Genomic DNA, 22,363 nt, shown 5'->3' on the forward strand with positions numbered 1-22,363 from the left:
ACTCGCACCGACCTGCTTCAGCCCGGTGCGACGGACCGTTCCGAACGCCCGATCCGGCGACCGCCCCACGACAACTCAGCACTGAACTGATCAAGCCAATGGAGGAAATCATGAAGAAGCGCTCAACGGTCCTGAAACTCCTGATCCCCGTCTCCGCCGCGGCGCTGCTCCTCTCCGCGTGCAGCGGTGGAGCGGATGCTCCCGCGAACGGTGAGGAGCCGGCCTTCCGCACGGTGAAGGAGGGGGTGCTGACCGTGGCCCCCTACAGCGAGTCGGCGCCCGTGGTGACCCGTGACAGCGGAGTCCTCGGAGGCCTCACCGGCGACTTCATCAACGGCTTCGCCGAGGAGAACGGCTTGACGGTCGAGTTGCTCAAGGCGGACTTCTCGGGGTCGCTCGCGGCCACGCAGCAGGGGCGCGCGGATGTCACCCCGTACATCTACTACACACCCGAGCGCTCGAAGACGGTCTTCTTCACCGCGCCGAACTTCGTGCTCCCCAGCGGCGTGTACACGATGGAGGACTTCGATTACTCCGGGGTCGAGAGCCTCGACGGCATGAAGGTCGGAGCCGTGGTCGGGCAGGTCTGGGAGCCGTACATCAGGGATGCGTTCGGCGACGACGGCGTGCTCTTCCAGACCGCGGTCGACGCGGAGACCGCCCTCGTGAACGGGCAGATCGACGCCTACGTGAACAGCAACTTCCAGATGCTCGTCGCACCGTTCAGCGAGCGCGACGATGTGGCGTTCCACGAACTCGCGGAGGGAGACCTGGACATGCCCGACGAGGTGATCAACACCTACTCCTACAACGTCGTCTCGTGCAGCAACCCGAACCTCGCAGACGCCATGGACGAGTACCAGCGCGGCCTGGTGGAGTCGGGGGACTGGATCGGCCTGTACGACGCGAACGACTTCCCCGAGGAGTCGCGTCTCCTCGACGCGGCCGACATCGTGCAGCCCGCGCAGGGCTGCGGCAGCTGACCGGGCCCGCCTGACCGAGGTCCACGCAGGTTCGGAGAGGAACGCGCATCATGCCGAGTTGGGACGTATGGAGCCAGTGGCTCGAGCTCATGTGGGGTGGGCTCCGGTTCACATTCGCGCTCAGCGCCATCAGTTCGGTGACCACACTGCTGTTCGGCGCGGTGCTCGCGCTCCTGGCCGTGGCGCCGTCGCGATGGGTGCGATTCGCCGCCCGAAGCTGGATCGAGGTGTTCCGCAGCATCCCCCTGCTCGCGATGATGATCCTGTTCTACTTCGGCATGGGGCCGCTCGTGGCGAAGATCGGAATGAACGCGTTCACCATCGCCGTCATCTCGCTGACCTTGAGCATGTCCTCGTACGTGGCCGAGGTGTTCCGCGGCGCGGTGAGCGGAGTGAGCAGGAAGCAGTGGGACGCGGCGAGCAGCATCGGCATGAGCCACTCCCAGACGCTGCGCTGGATCATCATCCCGCAGGTGCTCGCCCCGCTCGTGCCGCCCGCCGTCAACATCGTGATCGGGGTCATCAAGTTCAGCTCGCTCGCCTCGCTGATCACGGTCAACGAGCTCACGCTCTCCGCCACGCAGGCGGTGTCGATCAGCTTCTATCCACTCTACGTGTACGTGCTGGTGGGGCTGTTCTACGCGGCCCTGATCCTGCCGCTGATCTACTTCAGCCGGTGGCTCGAGCGGTGGGTGCAGCGTCGGTTCGGCCTCGTGTCGGCGCCGGTCAATCGCGGCCTGGCCTCGCTGTCCTATGAAGACGTGAGCAAGAGCACGGCGCTCGCCGCCGGAGCGAGAGGGGAGAAGTGATGGACCTCGGAGTCTTCATCCCGGCACTCTGGGTGACGCTGCAGATCGCGGTCGGCGCGTGGCTGGTCTCGATCGCGATCGGTCTCGTCATCGCGCTCTTGCGCGAAGCCGGTTCCCCGGCACTGGAACGTGTGCTCGGCGGTGTCATCACCTTCCTGCGGGCGATCCCCGAGCTCGTGATGCTCTACATCGTGTTCTTCGGCCTGGCGTATGTGGGGATCCGGCTCGAGAACGTCACCGCTGCGATCGTGGCCCTGGGCGTGATCGAGGGGGCGTTCATGTCCGAGTACTTCCGAGGGGCCATCCTCACCGTCTCGCCGCGACAGCGCGCCGCGGCGACCTCTCTCGGAATGTCGAAGCCGCAGGTGTTCCTGCACATCGTGCTCCCGCAGGCCGTCCCGTTCTCCATCCCTCCCGCGGTGAACGGATTCGTCGCCCTGCTGAAGACCGCGACGCTCGCCGTGGCGATCGGTGCGACCGAGCTGCTGCACGCCGCGCGGGAGCAGATGGTGGTGACGGGCGACATCCTGGGTGTCTCCCTGGTGGTCGTTTGCATCTATCTGGTGCTGACGATTCCCCTGACCTGGGGTGCGACGGCGATCGAGGCGAAGGTGAGGACGCGTCTTGTCGCATGAGGTCTACGTAGAACGTCCACTCGACCATCTCCGCGATTCGGCCGCCACGATCTTCGAGGGACGCGTGCAGTCGACGGCGCTCGAGGCGCCCGCTGTCGGCCTCGAGGTGCCGGGGTTCCTGGTGAGCTTCCTGCCGGGCGCGTACACCCGGCTGCACACCCACTCGGCCGATCAGGTGCTGATCGTCGTGGGAGGGCAGGGATACGTCGGGGATCCTGAGCATCCGGAACTGGTGCAGAAGGGAGACATCGTGAGGATACCCGCGGGAATGCCGCACGTGCACGGAGCGGGCGATGGCATCGGATTCAAGCACATCGCGCTGCTCGCCGGCGACACCACCGTCCTGGACGCAGAGTTCCACTGGCCGCCGATCATCGCTGTCTCGAGGTATGACGATGAGTGAACTCACCCGCCAGCAGGTGCGCGCCGCGTACACGAGTTTCGCCACCGGCGTCACGGTCGTCACCGCGTTCGACGGCGCCGGTCGGCCGTGCGGCATGACGGCGAGTTCGCTCAACCCCATCTCGCTGGATCCCCCGCTCGTATCGGTGGCGCTCACCCACGGATCGCCGAACTACGACAGTTTCGTGCAGAGCCCGGTGATCTCGATCTCCATCCTCAATGAGCGGCAGAGCGACCTCGCACGCCACTTCGCCATGCCCCATGACGACAAATTCGCGGGGGTGCCGCTGGAGGATGTCGAGACCGGTGTGCCGCCCGTCATCCGCGACGGCGTCGCCTCGATGATCTGCGAGACGCAGCAGACCTTCGAGGTCGGCGACCACACGCTGCTGATCGCTCGAGTGGTGAAGACCGCAGTGCGGGAGAACCCGCCGCTGATCTATCATCGCGGCACGTTCTTCGAAACCGCGCAGCAGGCCGGCAACGAGGTCGAATCTCGACGGCAGCGCGCGACGATGGTCGGGTTCATCGTCGAGGACGATGACCGTGTGGCGCTCATGGCCGATACGTACGCTTCGGGGGATCTCGTCATCCCGATGGCTCGGCTCGTGGGCGGGAGCAGCACGAGCGACGCGGTGTCCCGAGCGGCTCAGAGGATCTTCAAGGAGGAGATCGAGATCGACTTCCTCTACTCCATCGTCGACGTGAGCGACAGCCACACCTGCCTGGTCTACCGCGGTCGCCGGCTCGGAGGTGCCACGACCGCCCAGGACGTCACGTGGTACCGAGAGACCGAGCTGCCCTGGTCCCTCGTGCGCACCCGATCGAGCGAGGTGGTGCTGCGACGGTACTTCAGGGAGCGGGTGAAGGACCAGTTCGGCGTCTACGTCAGCATCGGGAACGGGCGCATCGCCACCATGAGCGCGCCGTCGGAGTGGGAGGACGCGCAGACGATCGGTTCGCGGGGATGAGCGATCGGATGTTCTCGAGTGGCACGCGGACGGACGGAGCACCCTCGATCTGTAGAGCTCCGCATGATTCCGAGCTTCTCCTGAGAGCTGGGACTTCTTAGCCCGACGCACCGTCTCCGCGAATGCCCCGCGCGAGCTGAAGCCGCGCGGGGCATTCGCGCGCATCGGGGCGCTCCGCGGGAGGGGCCGATACTCGAGCTCGTGGTGGCCCCGGGGCGTCGGTCATCACCGCGCGCATTGACGGGCGACCCCCGCACGACATAACATACCAATCGGTATGCAAATCGACTCGAGGAATCTCGAAGAGAGGGTGCGTGAAGCGATGCCCGGAACATTCAACGCCGCGGACTGGGCGATCGACCCGGTCGAGGCCGGCCCCTACATCGGCGGCGCCTTCGTCGGGTCCGACGGGGCCGGGCGCTACGCCTCGATCAGCCCGGCGACGGGCGAGGAGGTCGGCGGCTTCGCCCTCGGCACCCCGGTCGACGTCGACCGCGCCGTCGCGGCGGCGCGCGAGGCCTTCGGCCCGTGGTCGCGGCTGAGCGTCTTCGAGCGGGCCGAGTACCTCGAGGAGGCGATGCGGATCATCGCGAGCCGCCGCGAGCACCTCGCGCGCGTCATGACGCTGGAGCAGGGCAAGCCGTACCACAGCGAGGCCCTGGGCGAGGTCGACGACAGCATCACGAACTTCCGCGTCACGATCGATCTGGCGAAGTACCGCACGCAGGAGATCCTGCCGAGCGCCGAGGCGAACATGCGCGCCTACCTCTACCGTGTGCCCAAGGGTGTGGTCGCCGCGATCCAGCCCTGGAACTTCCCGCTCGGCAGCGCCGCGGGCCAGATCGCGCCCGCCCTGATCACCGGCAACACGGTCGTGGCGCTGGCCGCCCCCTCGACCACGCTCATCGAGTACGAGTGGTTCCGCTGCTTCCACGACGCAGGGATCCCGGCGGGCGTGATCAACTTCCTCACGGGCCTCGGCGCCGACATCGGCGACGCGATGACCGGGCACGAGGACGTGCAGGTGGTCGCCTTCACCGGCTCGGTCGCCACCGGCCGGCGGGTGATGCAGCGCGCCGCGGGCAAGTCGACCCTCATCGAGCTCGGCGGCAACGGGCCCACGGTGATCCTCGACGACGCCGACCTGGATCGGGCCGTGCCCGACTCCGTCGCATCGGTCTGCGGGGCCGCCGGCCAGTCCTGCACCGCGGCCGGCCGGTTCCTGGTGCACGAGCGCATCTACGACGAGTTCGCCGAGCGGCTCGCGGCCGAGATGCGGCGGCGGATCCGCGTCGGCCACCCCTTCGACCCCGAGACCACCATGGGGCCGGTGAACAGCCCGGCGCTCGCCGACCGGCTCGACGCGCACCTGCGCGACGCGACGGCGGCCGGCGCGCGCGTGCTGCTCGACGGCGGCCGGGCCGAGGGCTTTCCGACCGACCTCTACTTCAATCCCGTGGTGCTCGCCGACGTCGACGAGTCGATGACGGTCACCGTGCAGGAGACATTCGGGCCCATCGCGCCGCTGCAGCGGATCTCGAGCGATGAGGAGGCGCTGCGGCTGCTCGACGCGTCGCCCTTCGGCCTCTTCGCCGCCGTCTACTCCCGCGACCTCGGCCGCGCGCTGCGCTTCGCCGAGCGGGCCTCCGCCGGCACCGTGAACATCAACCGTCCGAGCGGCAGTGTCGAGACGCACTGGCCGGTCGGCGGGCACGCGGGCAAGCAGAGCGGTCACGGCCGGATCCAGGGCGTGCAGCTGATGGATCAGATCTTCACCGAGTCCAAGCTCATCCTGATGCCGCTCGACTGATCGCCCCGCGGGGGAGTCGCACGCGGACCGGGGCGGCGAGGGGCGGGAGTGGCCCCTCGCCGCCCCGCCCCTCGTGCGCCCGGAATGCGCTCGCCGCGGGGCGACGGCCCCGGATCGAGCGGTCGCCGGCCGCGTCTCCGATTCCGATTCCGCAGGGGCTTGACGAATAAGGTTCAATCTGTGAACCTTATGGAGATGCCGACCGGTCGGTCGCTTCGGGCGAGAGGATCGCCCGGGGTCTCACCGGATCTCCGGCACGGCGCGGATCCAAAGGAGAATCGAATGCGTACACGTCCACTGCTGATCACCGCCGCGGTTGCCGCGGCCACGGCTCTCATGCTCTCCGGCTGCAGCTCCTCGGCCCCCGAGGAGCCCGCCTCGGCCGGAACGGCCCCGCAGGCGGGCGACATCGCGCTGCCCGCGAAGATCGCCGACAAGGGGGCCATCGACGTCGGGGTCTACTTCAACTACCCGCCCTTCACCTTCGAGGAGGGCGGCGAGCTGCAGGGCATCGAGGCCGATCTCGCGCGGGCCGTCGGCGAGCAGCTCGGGGTCGAGGTGCGCTTCCACGATCTCGCCTTCGAGGCGATGGTGCCGTCGGTGATCAACGGCCGGACCGACATGCTCATCGGCCCGATGGCCGACACGACCGAGCGCCGCAAGGAGGTCTCCTTCATCGACACGCTGTCGACGAAGATGCAGGCCCTCGTGAAGAAGGGCAACCCCACCGGCTTCGACATCGCCGACCCGTGCGGCGCGAAGGGCGGCGAGGTCGCGGCGAGCAACAACCTGACGACCGCTCAGGCGATCGCCGACACCTGCGCGGCGGAGGGCGAGCCCGAGATCAGCCTGCTGAAGCTGCAGGACGCCGGCGGCGTGTTCCAGGCGGTCATCTCCGGGCGCACCGACTTCACGCTGCAGGAGCCGGCGCTCGCGAAGTACATGGTGGAGACCACACCCGATCTCGAGCTGCAGGGCGACCCGATCCCCTCATCCGACGGGGAATGGCAGGGCTGGGTGTTCGCGAAGGACGACACCGAGACCATCGACGCGGTCTACGCCGCGATCGAGGCGCTCATCGAGGACGGCACCTGGCAGGGGATCATGGAGGAGGCCGGACTCGAGGCCTCGATGGCGCTGCCGCCGCGCGTCAACGGCGAGGAGCGGAACGGATGACGCTCGTCGATCCGTCGACCGCCACGACCCGGATGGCGGCCAGCGATCCGGAGTTCGTGGCGCGACGCCACGGCGGGCGCTGGGTGGCCGCGATCCTCGTCGCCTGCATCGTCGCGTACTTCGCCTGGGGGATCCTCGCCGCGCCCGCCATGCGATGGGAGGTCGTCGGCGCGTACCTGTTCGAGTCCTCCGTGCTGGAGGGCGTGCGCAACACGATCGTCATGACGATCCTCTCGACGCTCATCGGCGTCGTCATCGGAACGCTCGTGGCGGTCATGCGGCTCTCGCCGAACCCGGTGCTCTGGAGCATCGCCGGGGGCTACCAGTGGTTCTTCCGGGGCACGCCGACGCTCGTGCAGCTGATCTTCTGGTTCAACCTGTCGTCGATCATCCCGCGCATCGACATCCCCCTGCTCGGGATCGATCTCGACACCAACCAGGTGATGTCACCGCTGCTCGCGTCGCTGCTCGGCCTCGGGCTGAACTTCGGGGCCTACTACTCGGAGATCGTGCGAGCCGGCATCCTGTCGGTCGACGAGGGGCAGAGCGACGCGGCGCAGGCGTTCGGCCTGACCCGCCTGCAGACGATGACGAAGATCGTGCTGCCGCAGGCGATGCGCGTCATCATCCCGCCCACGGGCAACGAGCTCATCGGCATGCTGAAGTGGACGTCGCTCGCGAGCGTCGTCTCGTTCAACGAGCTTCTGCGCAACGTGGGCGACATCTACAACCAGACCTATCAGGTCATCCCGATGCTCATCGTGGCGTCGCTCTGGTACCTGCTGCTCACCACGATCCTCAGCATCGGGCAGTACTTCGTCGAGCGCCACTTCGCGCGGGGGACCACGCGGACGGTGCGGCAGAACCTGTTCGAGCGCATCATCGCCCGGTCCAGGGCGGGCCGCGCGGCGACGGGCCGCGCGGAGGCGACGGCCGGAAAGGGCGGAGCGCGATGAGCGAAGCGATGATCAAGGCGCGATCGGTGCGCAAGCAGTACGGCAGCATCCCGGTGCTCGAGGACATCACGCTCGACGTGAACGTCGGCGAGGTCTGCTGCCTGCTCGGGCCGTCCGGCGCGGGCAAGAGCACCTTCCTGCGCTGCGTGAACCACCTCGAGACGATCGACGGCGGCCAGCTCACGGTCGACGGCGAGCAGGTCGGGTACCAGTACCGGAACGGCAAGTTCCACGAGATGCGCCCGGCCGAGCTCGGCCGGCAGCGCTCGACCATGGGCATGGTGTTCCAGCACTTCAACCTCTTCCCGCACATGACCGCGGAGCAGAACGTGGCGCTCGCCCCGGTGCTCGTGCACGGGAGGAGCAAGCGGGCGGCGCGCGACCGCGCGTTCGAGCTGCTGGCGCAGGTCGGACTCGACGGCAAGGAGCACAAGTACCCCCGCCAGCTCTCCGGCGGCGAGCAGCAGCGCGTCGCGATCGCCCGCGCCCTGGCCATCGATCCGAAGGTCATGCTGTTCGACGAGCCGACGAGCGCGCTCGACCCCGAACTGGTGGGCGAGGTGCTCTCGGTGATCCGGGGCGTCGCCGACTCCGGGCAGACCATGCTCATCGTGACCCACGAGGTCGCGTTCGCGCAGGAGGTCGCCGATCGGGTCGTGTTCATGGACGGCGGCGTGATCGTCGAGCAGGGTCCTCCGAGCCAGGTGCTCGTCGACCCGCAGGAGGAGCGCACCCGATCGTTCCTGCGGCGCGTGCTGTAGGCCGGTTCCGCCCGCACATCCCCAGACCCCTCACCGAAGGAGAGAACGACCATGAAGCTCGCGACCGTCGAGTGGGGCGATCCCCAGGCCCCGCCGCTCGTGCTGATCCACGGCGTGGGAGGCAGCCACAGCATGTTCGAGCACGTGGCCACCGACCGCTGGGCGCGGCGATTCCGCGTGATCGCCTTCGACCTGCGCGGTCACGGATCGTCCGGCACCGCCCCGCCGTGGGACTTCGGCACCTACGTCGACGACATCATCGAGACGATCGACGCGATGGGCCTGCGGCGCGCGCACTGGCTCGGCCACTCCTTCGGCGGCCGCCTGCTGCTCGAGCTCGTGGCGCGGCACCCCGCGCGGGTGCGGCGCGCGGTGGTGACGGAGCCGGTGATCCAGATCACCCCGGAGCTGGCGCACCACCGCGCCGAGCAGGAGCGCCTCGGCGGGGTCTGGGACTCGCTCGAGCAGTTCGTCGCCAGCCGCGAGAACACGGGCGACATCGACGTCGAGCGGTACATCGCCGACATGGCGAAGGACTTCGAGCGGGGCGAGGACGGGCGCTTCCGCCGGCGCACCGACCAGTGCGCGATCGTGTCGATCTTCGGCCAGTTCGCGACGCCGGCGCCCCCGCCCCACACGATCACCGTGCCGCTCATGCTGCTCTACTCGCCGGCGTTCGGCCTGGTCACGCCCGAGCAGGTCGAGGCGTACGTCCCCTATGCCGAGGAGGTGGTGGGCGTCTCGGGCCAGCACGCGGTGTTCGTGAGCGCCTATGAGGAGACGACGGCCGCGGTGGAGGGATTCCTGGCGCGATGAAGGAGATCGCCGACGTCGTGGTCGTCGGAGCCGGCACCGCCGGCTGCGTCGTCGCGGCGCGCCTGAGCGAGGATCCGGGCCGATCGGTGCTGCTGATCGAGGCGGGCGGCGACGACCGGCGGCCCGAGGTCGTGGATCCCGGGCGCTGGGCCGACGCGCAGGGCACCGACGCGGACTGGGGCTTCGCGAGCACGACGCAGCGCGGCACCGGGCGGCGCTACGCGGTGCCGCGGGGCCGGGTGCTCGGGGGATCCGGGTCCATCAACTGCATGACCCACCTGCGGGGCGATCGCGCCGACTACGACGCGTGGGCGGCGCTCGGGGCGGCCGGCTGGGACTTCGCCGGCGTGCTCCCCTACTTCAGGCGCTCGGAGCACGCACCCGACGGCGACCCGCGCTACCGGGGGGCGGGCGGACCGCTGCACCCGCGCGTGGCCGACGAGCCCCACCCGGCGGGTCTGGCCTACGCCGAGGCGGCGGTGCGCGCCGGTCACGCGCGCGTCGACGACTTCAACGGCCCCGAGCTGATGGGCGTCGGGTTCACCGAGTCGCTCATCGTCGACGGCCGGCGCGAATCGACCGCCACCGCCTACCTGCGCCCGGCGATGGGCCGGCCGAATCTCGCGGTGCTGACCGGCGCGACGGTGCTCGGCCTGACGTTCGCCGGCGAGCGCTGCACCGGCGTGCGCGCGGCCACGGCCTCGGGAGTGCACGAGGTCTCGGCGGGCGAGGTGATCCTGTGCGCGGGCGCCGTCGGATCCCCGCAGCTGCTGCAGCTCTCGGGGATCGGTCCCGCCGGGGTGCTCGAGGCCGCCGGGGTGCCGGTGCGCCACGAGCTGCCCGGGGTCGGCGAACGGCTGCAGGACCACATCCTCGTCGCCGGGATCCGCTACCGGCCGGAGCGGCCCTTCGCGCGCACCGGCCAGGGCGCCACCGTCTTCGCCGGGCTCGGCGACCGGGATCCCGCCCCCGATCTGCATCTCACCCTGCTCGGCATGGACTACCACCTGCCGTGGCAGGAGCCCGGCGGGCCCGACGCCCTCACGCTCTCGCTCGGGCAGATGCGCCCGCACGGCACGGGATCGGTGCGGATCGCCTCGGCCGATCCCGCGGCGGCTCCGCGGATCGACCTCGGCTACCTGGCCGACGAGCGGGATCTGCCGGCGCTGATCCGCGGGCTCGAGCAGCTCGACCGGATCGTGCGCGCCGGCGCCTTCGACGAGTGGGGCGGCGAGGCCGACACGACGCGCCTGCTGCAGCTGGACCGCCCCGAGCTCGAGGCCGCGATCCGCGCGGGTGTCAGCAGCTACTTCCATCTCGCGGGATCGTGCCGCATGGGCGACGGCTCCGACGGCGGCGCGGTGGTGGATCCCGAGCTGCGCGTGCGCGGCCTCTCCGGCCTGCGGGTCGCCGACGCCTCGGTCATGCCGCGCATCGTCTCCGCCAACACCAACGCGGCCGCGGTGATGATCGGCGAGAAGGCCGCCGATCTGATCCTCGGCCGCTCGGAACGGGCCTCGTCGCCCCACCTCGAAAGGACGCAGCCATGAGCTTCAGCCACCCCCTGGTCGCCCGGATGCGGGAGGACGGCTTCGTGACCACGGCCGACTACGTGCCCGACGGCGACATCGCGGTCGACCCGCACGACGACACCGAGACGCAGGTGCTGATCAGCGACCCGCTCATGCCCGGCGTCGGCGTCGACGTGGTCTTCGCCCTGGCGCGCAGCGTGCCGGGCGAGCACCACATCGCCCACTTCCACCCGCACGGCAGCGAGATCTACTACCTCACGAAGGGCGAGATCGAGATGCGCCTCGGCGACGACTGGTTCACCGCCCGCGCGGGCACGGCGATCTTCATCCCGCCCGGCGTGATCCACGAGACCCGGAACGTCACCGACGAGGTCTGCGAGATGGTCGTCGTCTGCGGCGGGCCCACCTACGCCTCGCTCGGCCTCGAGTACGTCTGACGGCGGCGATCCCGCCGCCCCGCCCACCACCCGAACCCCAGAGATAGGACCTCCCATGACCCCCCGTCCCTCCGGCGCACGCCCAGGCCTCCCCGCGACGCAGCTGCGGGGGCCGTTCGATCCGGGCGGGCAGCCGCTCGTGCGCACCGACAAGCACCTGCACCTCTCGCTCTTCGCCTGGAACGTGCAGTCGGGCCTCTCTGCCAGCAAGGCCGTCAACTCCGACCCCGACAAGCACCGCGACGTGTGGCGCTGGGAGAACGCGGAGCCCCTGCTGCGCGAGCTCGACGCCTCGGGCATGGACTCCCACCTGCAGTACGGCATGTGGAGCGGATACGGCGGCGAGTCGAACTGGAACGAGTACCAGCTCGACTGGGCCTCGGCCGGCGTCGCCTCGGCCGCGGTGACGAAGCGGATCGGCCTGATCCAGACCCTCCACGTCGGCTACGGGCTGCACCCGGTGTTCATCGCGAAGCAGACGGCGAGCCTCGACCACATCTCGGGAGGCCGCGGCGGTCTGAACATCGTCGCCGGCCAGGGGCCCCTCGACTACGCCCAGTTCGGGCTCGACGGGCCGCCGTCGGCGCAGGTGCGCTACGACATCGCCGACGAGGTCACCACGGCGCTGAAGTACCTGTGGGCCTCGGACGAGCCGATCGACTTCGAGGGCGAGTACTTCCAGATGTACGGCGCCCAGATCAAGCCGCGCGCCACCTCGCGCCCCCGTCCGCTGCTCGTCTCGGCGGCGGGATCGGGCGTCGGCCTCGACTACGCGACGCGGCAGTGCGACGTGCTGTTCATCACCTCGATCGACAACACGCTCGGCGGCTTCACCGCCCGCGCGCAGCGGATCCACGACATGGCCGCCGAGCACGGCCGCCGGGTGCGCGTCGCCGCGATGTGCTACGTGGTGATGGACGAGACCGACGCCGCCGCGCAGGAGACGGTCGAGTGGATGCGGCAGGAGATCGACCGCGAGGCGGTGCGCAACTGGCTGATCCGCTCCGGGCACGTGCTCAACAGCCAGGCGGCGGTCGTCGACGAGGCGCAGGTGGGCGCCGCCCGCGACCGCAGGCTCGACGACGATCCGTACCTCGGGGTGGGGCAGGAGGAGTACGAGTCGCTGGGGCTCGGCATGGGCGCCTACCAGCTCTTCGGGTCGTACGAGACGGTGGCGAACCGGCTCATCGACCTCTACGAGGCCGGCGTCGAGCAGTTCGCGCTGTGCTTCTTCGAGCCCCGCAAGGGCGTGCAGCAGATGCGGGATCGCGTGCTGCCGATCCTGCGGGCGCGCGGATACAACGAGGACGCGATCTCGCTGTAGGGCGGGTCGCCTCCGCAGCTCGCTCGCGAGGCTCACCTCCCTCCGCGTCTCGCGGCGGCCCGCGGTTCGCGGCGGCCTGCTGCGCCCCGCGGCGGCCCGCTGCGCCCCTCGGGGCGGCTAGGCTGGGGCGTGACTCCCGCCCGGAGCGAGTACCCACGATGCTGCGGGCGACCCCGCCGCGGAGGAAGCCCCATGAGTGCCAACCAGATGCTGTCGAGCGACACCTCCCGGCTCGCGTTCGAGCCGATCGTCTCGCGCGACACCGTGGAGCAGGCCATCCTGGCGCTGGTGAACAGCATCCGCCGCGCCGAGCTGGAGGACGGCGACCGGCTGCCGAACCTGCCGGAGCTCGCGGAGGGCCTGGACGTGGCGCGCGACAACGCCCGCCGCGCCCTGCACGCCCTCGCCAGGGAGGGTGTGGTCGAGATCAAGCCGGGCCGCTACGGCGGCACCGTGATGCGGGATCGCTCGGGGATCCCGCGCGTGCTGGAGCGGGTGCTCGGGCCGTCCCTCATGAGCGAGGGCGTCTGGGAGGATCTCATCGAGGCCCGCCGGCTGCTGCAGCCCGCGGCCGCGAAGCTGCTCATGCGCCACGAGGATCTCGACGGGCTCGCCCGGATCGACCGGCACCTGGCCGACATGCGCCGCCACACCGACGCCCGGGAGTACCCGGCAGCCCTCTACGACGGCATCGAGACGGCCTGCGTGATCGCCGTGCGCTGCGGCAACCGGGTGATCGGCGAGATGCTGCTGCGCGTGATGGACCGGCTGTCGGTGCTCGGGGTGATGATGCGCATCGAGATCGAGACGACGCCCGAGATCGCGATGCGCTCGCTCGACGCGCAGGAGCGGCTCGTCGCGGCGATCCACCGGGGCGACGAGGCCGGGATCGACCGGGCCGTGCACGATCAGCTCGCGCTCACCACCCGGGTCGTGGGCGAACTGCGCGCCTGAGGCGCGTGCGGCCGATGCGCCGTGGTGCGGGGAGCAGGCCGGCGGGTGCCCGGAGGCCGCCCGCGGGAGGATGCGCGGGCGGCCTCCGGGGAGGCCCGATCAGGCGAGGTCGTGGTTGTACCCCATCTCGCGCATCAGCGGGATGACGTGCTCCCGCATCTGCTGCGCTCCCCGGTGCGGATCGAAGAAGCAGAGCGCCACCTGGTCGACCCCGACCCGGTGCAGCTCGACCAGCTGCTGCGCCACATTCCGGTACGAGCCGAACAGCTGGTAGGCCCCCATGCCCATGCTGAGCGACTCGTACCAGTCCTTCCCGATGCCGAGGTAGGGATCCTCGTCGCGGGTCTCCTCGCGGTCGAGGCCGAAGGATCCCTCCTCGATGACCGGGCGCTCGCTGTTGAGCACCTGGCCGGCGCGCACGAGCCACATCCGCAGCGCCTCGTGGTCGGGGTTGTCCCGCATCCACGCGACGGTCTCGTTCGCCGCCTCGTCGGTCTCGTCCATCACGACGTAGCACATCACGGCCACCCGGACCTTGCGGCCGTACTGATCGAACATGCCGCGGATCTTCTCGGCGCGGGCCCGGTAGCCCTCGGGATGGTTGTCCTTCGCCGTGATGAAGACGGCGTCGCACTGCCGCGCCGCGTAGTCGAGGCCGATGTCGGATCCCGCGGCCGTGATGAGCAGCGGCCGCGGCCGGCTCGTCGACCGCGGCACCACCTGCGCGCCGTACATCTGGAAGAACTCGCCCTCGAAGTCGACGGGCTCCTCCGAGGTCCACAGCAGCTTGAGCGCGGTGGTGAACTCGTCGGCGACCCGGTAGCGGTGCTCCTGGGAGAGCGGGCCCTCGAGACCGAACTGCGCGTAGTCGGCGGGGTTCGATCCCGCGACGATGTTCAGCCCGAGCCGGCCGTTCGAGATGTGATCGATGCTCGACGTGATCTTGCCGATCAGCAGCGGGTGGAAGCCGTAGCCCGTGTGCACCGTGCTGTAGATGCCGATCCGGTCGGTGATCGCGGCGGAGGCGGTCGCGGCCGTCGCGAAGTCGAGCTGCGCGTCGTTCCAGCCGGTGGCGCCGCCGTAGCCGCTCCACATGCCGTACTGCAGCTGGCTGTCGAAGCCGGCGCGCTCGACCTCCCGCAGCAGCCTCGACGACGATGGCCACTCCCAGACGTCGCGGTGGCGCTGCGGATCGCTGAGCACCGCCTTCGTCGAGGAGAGCCCGCTGCGCACGTTCCAGGCGAAGAGCGAGAGGTGGAGGTGGTTCTTGCGGCGGTCGAGGCCGACGGGCTGGCCGCCGGGATCGAAGGGGCCGCGCAGGGCGGGCGCCGGAACTCCGTCCCGTGCGCCCTGGGGGCGATCAGTCATGGTGTGTTCCTTCTCGGTGCGGTCGGGACGCGGGGGCGTCCGTGGGATGAGGGGTCGGATCGCTGAGGGTGCTCAGCGCGCGGCGATCGCGTCGACGAGCACCCGGGCCTCGCCCGCCAGCTCGCAGACCTGCGTGAGCCGTACGGGCTTGACTCCGGGGAAGCGGGCATCGAACGCCGCCCAGAACTCGTCGCGGTACGTGTCGTCGCTCAGGTAGCAGTTCGCCTTCGCGACGTCCTCGAGGCCGAGGCCCGCCCGCTGCAGGGTCCCGGCGAGCCGGTCGAGCACGAGATCCGTCTCGTCGGCGATGCGGTCGGTGCCCGCCGCCCGCGTGAGAGAGGGCGCGTCGAGCGCGGTCGCGTCGGCGTAGACCAGGTCGCCGAAGTCGACCCCGGCGGAGAACGCGTCCGACCCCGTCGCGGCGAGGTGCGAGATCTCGGGTCGCGCCGATCGGGCAGCCGGTCGCGCGGCGATCGCCTCGATCTGGATGCGGGCGTCGCCGACCAGGCCGATGGTGAAGAGCCCGCGCGAGGGGTACGGCGCCCCGGGCATGAACTCCACGTAGGCGGGGATGAACTCGAAGCGGTATCGCTCCTCGCTCAGCCACACGGTGATCTTCGTGAGGTCGTCGAGGCCGAGACCGGCCTCCTCCAGCGTCGCGCGCAGCCGCTCGAGGACGATGCGCACTTCGTCGCGCACGGTGACGGCGTCGGCGGCGCGCCGGCGCGTGGCCGGGTCGATCGCGCTCGCCGCCGTGAAGACGAAGCGGTCGGTGATCACGCCGGCGGAGGGGCCGTGCTCGTTCGGGCGGATGAACGTCTTCATGCGGCGACCTCCTCGCGGTGCGCGACCATGACCTCGAACTCGAGGCGGCAGTCGACGGCGATGCCGGCGACGAGCGTGGTGCGCTTGGGCTTCTCGGGCAGGTCCGCGAAGAACTCGTCGTAGGCCTCCCACATCTCGGGGAGGTGCGCCTTCTCGTCGGCGTACGCGATGACGCGCACGATGTCTCGTTTCGCGCCGCCGATCACGGCGAGGCGGTGCAGCACCTCCTCCAGGCAGATGCGGGTCTCGGAGGCGATCGTGTCGGCCTCCTCCAGGCGCTGGAGCGTCGAGAGGTTGATCGCCATCGAGCCGAAGAAGCCGCGGCCGGCGGCGACGGCGATGCCGCCGAGGCCGAGGCGGGCCATGGCCTCGCGGTCCGAGCCGGGGTCGTAGAAGAAGTCGGTGCCCGCGTTCCGCGCCTCGCTCACGCCGCACTCACCTCCTCGGGCCACAGCGAGCGGGTCTGCCCGGTGCGGCGCAGCACCTCGGGGATGACCTCCTCGGCCATCAGCGTGAGGCTGCGCTTGACGCCGTCGAGGGGCGCCTGGCTGAGGCCGAAGAGGAAGTGCTCCCAGCCCTCGTCCTCGTACATGTGGACCATGCGCTCGGTCACCTGATCGGGGGTGCCGATGAAGAGGTGATCCCGCTCCATCATGATGTCGTAGCCGGCCATCCGGGAGAACCTCGGGTCATCGGGATCCTCGTCGACGTCGAGCCAGGCCTGCAGGCCGCGCACGCGGCTGATGAGGTCGAAGCGGGCGTTGATCGCACCCTCCATGACGGAGCGCGCCTCCTGCTCGGTCTCGGCGATGTAGAACTCGCGCGAGGCGGGTGCGACCCTGAAGGCGTTGCGGGGGCGGCGCCCGATCCTCTCGCACTCCTCGTCGTACGCGGCGTTCAGCCGCCGCAGCTTCTCGCCGGCCGGGTGGCTCGTGATGAACGAGAGGCCCTGGTGCGCGGCCAGGCGGATGCCGTCCTCCTGCTGCGACACCGCCCACAGCGGCAGGTCGGACTGGGCGGGCTGGGGGATGATCGGGAGGCTCGTGACGATGCCGTTCTCGTCGGTGTAGGGATCCATGGCCCGGCTGTTCCACTTCAGCTCGGGCCAGGGGATGGTGTAGCGCTCGCCGCGGTGCGCGAACTTCTCGGCCGTCCAGGCCTGCTTGAGGATGTCGAGGTGCTCCTGGAAGATGGCGCGGCTCTTCTCCTCGTCGGCCCGGTCCGCGTCGGGATTGAGGTTGACGATCTCGCCCTTGAGGATGCCGCGGCCCACGGCGATGTCGACGCGGCCCTGCGAGAAGTGGTCGAGCATCGCGACGTCCTCGGCGAGGCGGACCGGGTGCCAGAGGGGCAGGCCGATGGCGGCGACGCCGAGGCGGATGTTCCGCGTGCGCGTGGCGAGGTCGGTGTGCAGCATGAGCGGGTTGGGCAGCTGGTCGGCGCCCTCCGCGTCGAAGTGGTGCTCGCCGAGCCACAGCCCCTCGTAGCCGAGCGCATCGCAGTGCTCCGCGATCTCGCGGGCCTCGTTCATCAGCACGTCCCACGGGCGGGGTTCGCCGCGGTTCGCGAGTACGTGCAGCAGGTCGAATCTCATCACCGGTTCCTTACATCATCGTCTGGGCCGCCGGTCCGCTCGGCGGCGGGCGGTGGGTGCGTGCATCGGAGAACACTTTTAAAGGTTCAATCTTTGACCCTTAATGTGCATACTACATGGTCGGTAACGCGATCCGTCAACCCCCGGCAGCGTCTCGTCGTGGTCCCGCGGGGCGTCGCGGCCCGCGCTCAGCGGCGCTGGAGCCGCGAGAAGGCCCGGCCCAGCAGGCGGTCGGCGACGATGTACACGTAGCCCACGCCGACCAGCACCACCGAGAGCGCCAGCACCCGGAGCGCGACGCCGCCGGCCCCATGGGTCGCGACGTCGAGGAACGGGTACGGGTAGCTCAGCCCGGCGGCGAACTCGCCCCCGAGTCCGCCGTAGACGAGCGCGAACACGAGGTACGCGTAGGGGATCAGCGTCCAGCGCAGGGGATCGCCCCACCGCAGCCGGCCCTTCGGCGCGAACAGCAGCCAGTCCGCGATCAGCAGACAGGGCGTGATGACGTGGATGAGGTTGTCGGTGAGCGAGAACGGCTGGTAGTCGCCTCCCTGCACGAACGCCGATGGCACGAGCACGACGAGGTAGACGAGCATCGTCACGGTGATCGCCATCATGACCGCGCCGCCCCAGCGGGGCGAGGGCGTGGACCAGCCGCGTGCGCCCCGCTCGCGCAGGTCCCGTGCGGTGCGCACGACCAGGAGCACGACCCACACCAGGCAGAGCAGGTTGCTGAGCACCGTGTAGTAGAGCAGGGCGTTCCAGCTCGGGGACGGAGTCAGGATCCCCGTGATGCGGACGATGCCGGTGGCGATGAGCACGAGTGCGGCGATCCGGAAGACGAGCGCGGCCGGACGGGAGCCGAGCGCGCCCCGGTCGAGCAGCGGAGGTCGGGCCGCCGTCGGCGGGACGGCCGTCGCGGGAGCGGCCGATGCGTCCCCGTCGTGCCCGGTGAGCGGATGCTGTTCCATGATGAGGATCATTCCACGGGTCGGGGCGGCCGGGGAAGCGTCGGCTGCGCTGTGTTGCGCGGGCGGCCGTCGCACCGGGCATCACCGGGATTGACAGGCGCACTGACAGCGACGATGATCCCGCGACTACACTGAGCAGTGCCGGCATCGGCGCGCGGCATCTCGGCGATGGCCGGGGACCGCCGCGGCGGCCGGCGGCACCGGAGTCGAGAGGAGGCGAGATGGCGGAAGCGACCGCTCCGAAGCGAGGGCGTCTGGATCGGCGCCTGATCGTCGACGCGATCCTCGCCCTCGCCCGCGAGGAGCCGAACGCGAAGGTCACCTTCAAACGCCTGGGCGAGGCCCTCGGCGTCGATGCGACCGCGATGTACCGGCACTTCCGCAACAAGGAGGAGCTGACCCGCGCGGCGCTCGACCGCCTGAGCGAGATGGCCGTCGTCGACGCCGAGGCCGCTACGGGCGGCTGGCGCGAGCGGCTCGAGGCGCACCTCATGCGCATCGCCGAGCTCAGCCTCGAGTACCCGTCGATCGCAGCCGAGGGTGCGATCCTCGATCCGGTCGGGCCCGGGGACGTGGCGGGCGACGAGTTCGTGCTCGCCCGGCTGAGCGAGGCCGGGCTCGGCGGTGCAGCGCTGATCCGCGCATACGCCGCGATATCGGGTTTCGCCCTGGCCCAGTCGGCGGCGATGGCGCAGGAGGTCGTGGCCCACGGGGGCGCCGCGCGCGACGGGTCGATCCCCTGGATCAGCACTTTCGGCTCGGTCGACCTCACGCGCTACCCCCTCGTCAACGAGCACCGCGCGGAGCTGCTGGCCATCGACGGCATGGCCGTCTACCGGGCGGGAGTCGCGGCGCTCCTCGACTCCGTGGCGCGGTAGCCGCCCGCCCGTGGCGGATCCGCGGGCGAGTAGGGTAGAGGCGTGAGCGGGCGCGGCCCGATGCGAGCGGAGGTGGAGACCGGTGTCTGATGGGGGCGAAGCTCTGGAGTCGGACGCGATCGGACTGCTCCGCGCTCTGATCCGCGAGGCCTGCGTCAACGACGGCAGCCCGGACTCGGGTCAGGAGATCCGCAGCGTGCGCGTGCTGCAGCGCTTCCTCGCGCCGGCGGTCGCCGCCGGCCGCGTCGAGACCCAGGTGCTCGAGTCGGCGCCGGGGCGGGCCTCGCTGATCGCGCGCGTGCGCGGAACCGATCCCGCGGCCCCGTCGCTCGGACTGCTCGGGCACCTCGACGTGGTGCCGGTGGATCCGGAGGGCTGGACCCGCAACCCGTTCGGCGGCGACCTCATCGACGGCGAGGTCTGGGGCCGGGGCGCCGTCGACATGCTCTACCTGACCGCGGTCTTCGCCTGCGTGCTGCGCGAGGTGGCGCTCGCCCCCGAGCCGCCGCGCGGCGACCTCGTGCTGCTGGCGGTGGCCGACGAGGAGGCGGGCGGCGAGTACGGCATCCACTGGCTCGTGCGCGAGCACCCCGAGGCCGTGCGGGTGAGCGAAGCGCTCTCCGAGTCCGGCGGCATGCGCATGGGCGCGCACGTGGCGATCGAGGTCGCCGAGAAGGGATCGGCCGGGCGGCGCCTGGTGATGCGCGGCAAGCCCGGGCACGCCTCGATCCCCTACGGCGCCGCGAGCGCCGCCTACCGCGTGGGAGAGGTGCTGCAGCGGCTGGGAGAGGTCGCGCCGGCGGCCCAGCTCGGGGAGCTCTGGGACGCATTCGTGGCGGCGCGCATCGACGACCCCGCCCTGGCCGAGCGCCTGCGCGATCCCGTCAGCATCGATGCGGCGCTGCCGCATCTCGGAGGCATCGCGGGATACGCGCATGCGGTCTCGCGGATCACGCTGTCGCCCACCGTGCTGCGCGCGGGCATGACCCACAACGTCATCCCCGCGGTGGGCACCATCGACCTCGACATCCGCACCCTGCCGGGCACGAGCGACCAGGAGGTCGACGAACTGCTCGCCGCCGTGCTGGGGCCGCTCGTCGACGAGGTCGAGATCCAGTATCTGCGCGGCTGGGCCGCCACGGCGTCGAGCGCGCACGAGCCCCTCTTCGCCGCGATCGAGCGCGCGGTCGAGGCCGTCTCCGGCGCGCCGACCGTGCCGATCATGGCCGCCGGGGGATCGGATGCCCGGGTGCTGCGCGAACTCGGGATCCCCGCCTACGGCTTCGGGCTGCTGGGTCCCGACTGGAGCTACGAGCGCTACCGCGAGGGCGTGCACGGCAACGACGAGCGCATCGACGTGGAGTCCGTCGAGCTCTCTCTGGCGGCGCTGCGACTGATCGTGGCGGAGCGGATCGGCGCGATCCCCGCTGGTTGAGCGAGCGGAGCGAGTCGAAACCCGCGCGCCTACTCGAAGAAGTCGCCCAGGAACTCGAAGGGGCTCTTCTTCTTGCGGTACCGGGGATCGTTCGACCGGCGGTCGTCGGAGTATCGCCGATCATCCGAGTACCGGCGGTCGTCCGAGTACCGGCGGTCGTCCGAGTACCGGCGATCGTCGGCGCGCGGGCGGTCATAGCTCGGATCGGCGTACTGCTGCGGCTGCGCCGCGGGCGGAGCCGGCGGGGTGGCCGGCGCCTCGGACTCGAGCTGCGCGCGCTCGAGGATCTTGTCGAGTTCGCCGCGATCCAGCCAGACGCCTCGGCACTGGGGGCAGTAGTCGATCTCGATGCCTTGACGCTCGCTCATGAGCAGGACGGTTCCGTCGCTGGGGCAGTTCATGGTCCCGACTGTAACGGCGCAAGCTGGAAGGATCCCCCGGCGGGGGATCACCGGCGCCGCTCGGCCGGCGGACGACGTGATCGGCCTGCGTGATCGCATCGCTCGACCTCTTACGAGACATGCCCTACGCCCAGCCCACGACGAGGCGGGCCGACTGCTCGGGCACCGTGGGGTCGATCCCCGTGAGGTCGGCGAAGCGGCGCAGCCGGTTCGTGAGCGTGTTGCGGTGGCAGAAGAGCTCGGCCGCCGACTCGCTCACGCTGCCGGTGCGCAGGTAGCTGCGCACGGCCTCCTCGAGCCGGGTGCGCTCCGCCTCACCGCACCGCTCCAGCGCCGGCTGCACGTCGGCGAGGATCGGGCGGCCCGCGGCGAGCAGACTGCGCGCGGCGAGCCGGGCCCAGCCGCGGCCCCAGGTCATCGCGCCCTCCTCCTCGGGGCCGAAGAGGTGTGCCAGCTCGACGGCGGTGGCGGCGGATCGACGCAGGTCCGCGATCCCCGCCGCCGCGATCACCACGCCGACGCGCAGCTCGAGCAGCTGCCGCCCGAGCTCCTCGAGGCGCGAGCCGGGCAGTTCGAGGCGCCGGGTGAACGCCACGAGCGAGTCCCCGAGGTGGTGGGTGTGGACCGTGGCGCCCGCGCGCTCGAGCTCCGAGATCGCCACGCGCAGCGGGGCGACGTCCTGGTCGGCGGCGGCGATCACGACGAGCGGGGCGTCCGGCGGGAGCCCGAGCTGCGCCGCGACGCCGTGCAGATGCTGCCCCGCGGGCTGCGGCTCCTGGAAGAGCGAGGCGATGAGGCCCTGGCGCACCGAGGCCTCCTCCTCGCGCATGCGCTCGCGCTCGGCGACGTAGGCGCGCTGGGTCTGCCCGACGTACTCGTCGACCGTGCGCAGCACGATGCCGGTGTGGCGCACGAGGAGCTCCGCGTCGTCGGCCTCGGCGACGCGGGTGAGCGCTTCCCAGAGCACGGTGAAGTCGTGCCGGATCGCCGTCATGAGCGACGTGAGCGGCACACCCGCCCGCGCCCGCGAGACGCCCACGTCGGTCGAGATCGTGATCTCCTCGTCGAATCCCCCCGCGCGCAGGCCGTCGACGAGCGCGCTGAAGGAGAGCCGGCCGGTGCGGCGCAGCTCGGACTGCGGGATGGGCGCGGGATCGTAGCCGGCGACGGATCCCACGAGCGCCAGGAAGGTCTCGGTGAGCTCGTCGAGGTCGAGGCGGTCGAGCAGTTCGAGCCAGCGGTCGCGGTCGCCCGTCTGGGGCGTATCGCTGAGGGGACGGGAGGGGTCCGGGGTCATGCAGCACATAATATGTGCATATGCACAC

23 protein-coding genes are annotated in these 22,363 nt (G+C 70.7%); 16 read left to right on the forward strand and 7 right to left on the reverse strand.

What is annotated here, in order from left to right:
* Positions 1 to 110 precede the first annotated feature (110 nt).
* The 14 genes from ACWKZU_RS07575 to ACWKZU_RS07640 all read left to right on the forward strand — a co-directional run bounded on the left by ACWKZU_RS07575 (position 111) and on the right by ACWKZU_RS07640 (position 13,566).
* Positions 111 to 983 carry a substrate-binding periplasmic protein gene (locus ACWKZU_RS07575; RefSeq protein WP_449281711.1) on the forward strand — a complete coding sequence of 291 codons (873 nt, stop codon included), beginning with the start codon at positions 111 to 113 and terminating at the stop codon, positions 981 to 983.
* Positions 984 to 1,033: 50 nt separating this feature from the next.
* A complete protein-coding gene (locus tag ACWKZU_RS07580; RefSeq protein ID WP_449281712.1) occupies positions 1,034 to 1,792 on the forward strand; it encodes an amino acid ABC transporter permease in 759 nt (252 codons plus the stop codon).
* Positions 1,792 to 2,427: an amino acid ABC transporter permease gene (locus tag ACWKZU_RS07585; protein WP_449281713.1), complete on the forward strand. Its 636-nt coding sequence runs from the start codon at positions 1,792 to 1,794 to the stop codon at positions 2,425 to 2,427. Before ACWKZU_RS07580 ends, ACWKZU_RS07585 begins: the two co-directional genes overlap by 1 nt.
* A complete protein-coding gene (locus ACWKZU_RS07590) occupies positions 2,417 to 2,830 on the forward strand; it encodes a cupin domain-containing protein (RefSeq protein ID WP_449281714.1) in 414 nt (137 codons plus the stop codon). The genes ACWKZU_RS07585 and ACWKZU_RS07590 overlap by 11 nt, the downstream gene beginning before the upstream one ends.
* Positions 2,823 to 3,800 (forward strand): flavin reductase family protein, encoded by a 978-nt coding sequence (locus tag ACWKZU_RS07595; protein WP_449281715.1) that lies wholly within the window; start codon positions 2,823 to 2,825, stop codon positions 3,798 to 3,800. Before ACWKZU_RS07590 ends, ACWKZU_RS07595 begins: the two co-directional genes overlap by 8 nt.
* Positions 3,801 to 4,122: 322 nt before the next feature.
* Positions 4,123 to 5,610 (forward strand): aldehyde dehydrogenase family protein, encoded by a 1,488-nt coding sequence (locus ACWKZU_RS07600; protein WP_449281716.1) that lies wholly within the window; start codon positions 4,123 to 4,125, stop codon positions 5,608 to 5,610.
* Between the two features lie 282 nt (positions 5,611 to 5,892).
* Positions 5,893 to 6,786, forward strand: a complete 894-nt coding sequence (locus ACWKZU_RS07605) for a transporter substrate-binding domain-containing protein (RefSeq protein ID WP_449281717.1) — start codon at positions 5,893 to 5,895, stop codon at positions 6,784 to 6,786.
* Positions 6,783 to 7,742, forward strand: coding sequence for an amino acid ABC transporter permease (locus ACWKZU_RS07610; protein WP_449281718.1), 960 nt, complete (start codon positions 6,783 to 6,785; stop codon positions 7,740 to 7,742). The genes ACWKZU_RS07605 and ACWKZU_RS07610 overlap by 4 nt, the downstream gene beginning before the upstream one ends.
* Positions 7,739 to 8,503 carry an amino acid ABC transporter ATP-binding protein gene (locus tag ACWKZU_RS07615; protein ID WP_449281719.1) on the forward strand — a complete coding sequence of 255 codons (765 nt, stop codon included), beginning with the start codon at positions 7,739 to 7,741 and terminating at the stop codon, positions 8,501 to 8,503. Before ACWKZU_RS07610 ends, ACWKZU_RS07615 begins: the two co-directional genes overlap by 4 nt.
* 51 nt (positions 8,504 to 8,554) lie before the next feature.
* Positions 8,555 to 9,319 (forward strand): alpha/beta fold hydrolase, encoded by a 765-nt coding sequence (locus ACWKZU_RS07620; protein WP_449281720.1) that lies wholly within the window; start codon positions 8,555 to 8,557, stop codon positions 9,317 to 9,319.
* Entirely contained in the window at positions 9,316 to 10,869 is a 1,554-nt protein-coding gene (locus ACWKZU_RS07625; RefSeq protein ID WP_449281721.1) for a GMC family oxidoreductase, read from the forward strand. Before ACWKZU_RS07620 ends, ACWKZU_RS07625 begins: the two co-directional genes overlap by 4 nt.
* The gene (locus ACWKZU_RS07630; protein WP_449281722.1) at positions 10,866 to 11,288 is read left to right on the forward strand and encodes a cupin domain-containing protein; all 423 of its coding nucleotides are present in this window, start codon (positions 10,866 to 10,868) and stop codon (positions 11,286 to 11,288) included. Before ACWKZU_RS07625 ends, ACWKZU_RS07630 begins: the two co-directional genes overlap by 4 nt.
* Positions 11,289 to 11,343: 55 nt before the next feature.
* Positions 11,344 to 12,612, forward strand: a complete 1,269-nt coding sequence (locus ACWKZU_RS07635) for an LLM class flavin-dependent oxidoreductase (RefSeq protein ID WP_449281723.1) — start codon at positions 11,344 to 11,346, stop codon at positions 12,610 to 12,612.
* A gap of 192 nt (positions 12,613 to 12,804) precedes the next feature.
* Positions 12,805 to 13,566, forward strand: a complete 762-nt coding sequence (locus tag ACWKZU_RS07640; RefSeq protein WP_449281724.1) for a FadR/GntR family transcriptional regulator — start codon at positions 12,805 to 12,807, stop codon at positions 13,564 to 13,566.
* Positions 13,567 to 13,665: 99 nt separating this feature from the next.
* Here ACWKZU_RS07640 and ACWKZU_RS07645 read toward each other — a convergent pair whose 3' ends face one another.
* The 5 genes from ACWKZU_RS07645 to ACWKZU_RS07665 all read right to left on the reverse strand — a co-directional run bounded on the left by ACWKZU_RS07645 (position 13,666) and on the right by ACWKZU_RS07665 (position 18,324).
* On the reverse strand, positions 13,666 to 14,934 hold the full coding sequence (locus ACWKZU_RS07645; RefSeq protein WP_449281725.1) for an LLM class flavin-dependent oxidoreductase: 1,269 nt from the start codon (positions 14,932 to 14,934) through the stop codon (positions 13,666 to 13,668).
* A gap of 72 nt (positions 14,935 to 15,006) precedes the next feature.
* Positions 15,007 to 15,759 carry a RidA family protein gene (locus ACWKZU_RS07650; protein WP_449281726.1) on the reverse strand — a complete coding sequence of 251 codons (753 nt, stop codon included), beginning with the start codon at positions 15,757 to 15,759 and terminating at the stop codon, positions 15,007 to 15,009.
* Entirely contained in the window at positions 15,756 to 16,187 is a 432-nt protein-coding gene (locus tag ACWKZU_RS07655; protein WP_449281727.1) for a RidA family protein, read from the reverse strand. Before ACWKZU_RS07655 ends, ACWKZU_RS07650 begins: the two co-directional genes overlap by 4 nt.
* Complete coding sequence (locus tag ACWKZU_RS07660; RefSeq protein ID WP_449281728.1) at positions 16,184 to 17,353, reverse strand: LLM class flavin-dependent oxidoreductase; 1,170 nt, start codon at positions 17,351 to 17,353, stop codon at positions 16,184 to 16,186. Before ACWKZU_RS07660 ends, ACWKZU_RS07655 begins: the two co-directional genes overlap by 4 nt.
* Positions 17,354 to 17,541: 188 nt before the next feature.
* Entirely contained in the window at positions 17,542 to 18,324 is a 783-nt protein-coding gene (locus tag ACWKZU_RS07665; protein ID WP_449281729.1) for a Pr6Pr family membrane protein, read from the reverse strand.
* A gap of 221 nt (positions 18,325 to 18,545) precedes the next feature.
* Between ACWKZU_RS07665 and ACWKZU_RS07670 the strand changes: the two genes are divergently transcribed.
* Together ACWKZU_RS07670 and ACWKZU_RS07675 are read left to right on the forward strand one after the other, a co-directional pair.
* Entirely contained in the window at positions 18,546 to 19,202 is a 657-nt protein-coding gene (locus ACWKZU_RS07670) for a TetR/AcrR family transcriptional regulator (RefSeq protein WP_449281730.1), read from the forward strand.
* Between the two features lie 82 nt (positions 19,203 to 19,284).
* Entirely contained in the window at positions 19,285 to 20,637 is a 1,353-nt protein-coding gene (locus ACWKZU_RS07675; protein ID WP_449281731.1) for a M20/M25/M40 family metallo-hydrolase, read from the forward strand.
* A gap of 29 nt (positions 20,638 to 20,666) precedes the next feature.
* Here the strand turns inward: ACWKZU_RS07675 and ACWKZU_RS07680 are convergent, their stop codons facing one another.
* Positions 20,667 to 21,038, reverse strand: coding sequence for a TFIIB-type zinc ribbon-containing protein (locus ACWKZU_RS07680; RefSeq protein ID WP_449281732.1), 372 nt, complete (start codon positions 21,036 to 21,038; stop codon positions 20,667 to 20,669).
* 124 nt (positions 21,039 to 21,162) lie between these two features.
* Positions 21,163 to 22,335, reverse strand: coding sequence for a PucR family transcriptional regulator (locus ACWKZU_RS07685; RefSeq protein WP_449281733.1), 1,173 nt, complete (start codon positions 22,333 to 22,335; stop codon positions 21,163 to 21,165).
* Between the last annotated feature and the right edge of the window lie 28 nt (positions 22,336 to 22,363).

This window comes from Leucobacter sp. (genome assembly GCF_053528595.1).

Excerpts from the sequence above, each read along its gene's own strand:
- ACWKZU_RS07575 (WP_449281711.1), top strand. The coding sequence starts at position 111 with ATGAAGAAGCGCTCAACGGTCCTGAAACTCCTGATCCCCGTCTCCGCC.
- ACWKZU_RS07580 (WP_449281712.1), top strand. The coding sequence starts at position 1,034 with ATGCCGAGTTGGGACGTATGGAGCCAGTGGCTCGAGCTCATGTGGGGT.
- ACWKZU_RS07585 (WP_449281713.1), top strand. The coding sequence starts at position 1,792 with ATGGACCTCGGAGTCTTCATCCCGGCACTCTGGGTGACGCTGCAGATC.
- ACWKZU_RS07595 (WP_449281715.1), top strand. The coding sequence starts at position 2,823 with ATGAGTGAACTCACCCGCCAGCAGGTGCGCGCCGCGTACACGAGTTTC.
- ACWKZU_RS07600 (WP_449281716.1), top strand. The coding sequence starts at position 4,123 with ATGCCCGGAACATTCAACGCCGCGGACTGGGCGATCGACCCGGTCGAG.
- ACWKZU_RS07605 (WP_449281717.1), top strand. The coding sequence starts at position 5,893 with ATGCGTACACGTCCACTGCTGATCACCGCCGCGGTTGCCGCGGCCACG.
- ACWKZU_RS07610 (WP_449281718.1), top strand. The coding sequence starts at position 6,783 with ATGACGCTCGTCGATCCGTCGACCGCCACGACCCGGATGGCGGCCAGC.
- ACWKZU_RS07615 (WP_449281719.1), top strand. The coding sequence starts at position 7,739 with ATGAGCGAAGCGATGATCAAGGCGCGATCGGTGCGCAAGCAGTACGGC.
- ACWKZU_RS07620 (WP_449281720.1), top strand. The coding sequence starts at position 8,555 with ATGAAGCTCGCGACCGTCGAGTGGGGCGATCCCCAGGCCCCGCCGCTC.
- ACWKZU_RS07625 (WP_449281721.1), top strand. The coding sequence starts at position 9,316 with ATGAAGGAGATCGCCGACGTCGTGGTCGTCGGAGCCGGCACCGCCGGC.
- ACWKZU_RS07630 (WP_449281722.1), top strand. The coding sequence starts at position 10,866 with ATGAGCTTCAGCCACCCCCTGGTCGCCCGGATGCGGGAGGACGGCTTC.
- ACWKZU_RS07635 (WP_449281723.1), top strand. The coding sequence starts at position 11,344 with ATGACCCCCCGTCCCTCCGGCGCACGCCCAGGCCTCCCCGCGACGCAG.
- ACWKZU_RS07640 (WP_449281724.1), top strand. The coding sequence starts at position 12,805 with ATGAGTGCCAACCAGATGCTGTCGAGCGACACCTCCCGGCTCGCGTTC.
- ACWKZU_RS07645 (WP_449281725.1), bottom strand. The coding sequence starts at position 14,934 with ATGACTGATCGCCCCCAGGGCGCACGGGACGGAGTTCCGGCGCCCGCC.
- ACWKZU_RS07650 (WP_449281726.1), bottom strand. The coding sequence starts at position 15,759 with ATGAAGACGTTCATCCGCCCGAACGAGCACGGCCCCTCCGCCGGCGTG.
- ACWKZU_RS07660 (WP_449281728.1), bottom strand. The coding sequence starts at position 17,353 with ATGAGATTCGACCTGCTGCACGTACTCGCGAACCGCGGCGAACCCCGC.
- ACWKZU_RS07665 (WP_449281729.1), bottom strand. The coding sequence starts at position 18,324 with ATGGAACAGCATCCGCTCACCGGGCACGACGGGGACGCATCGGCCGCT.
- ACWKZU_RS07670 (WP_449281730.1), top strand. The coding sequence starts at position 18,546 with ATGGCGGAAGCGACCGCTCCGAAGCGAGGGCGTCTGGATCGGCGCCTG.
- ACWKZU_RS07680 (WP_449281732.1), bottom strand. The coding sequence starts at position 21,038 with ATGAACTGCCCCAGCGACGGAACCGTCCTGCTCATGAGCGAGCGTCAA.
- ACWKZU_RS07685 (WP_449281733.1), bottom strand. The coding sequence starts at position 22,335 with ATGACCCCGGACCCCTCCCGTCCCCTCAGCGATACGCCCCAGACGGGC.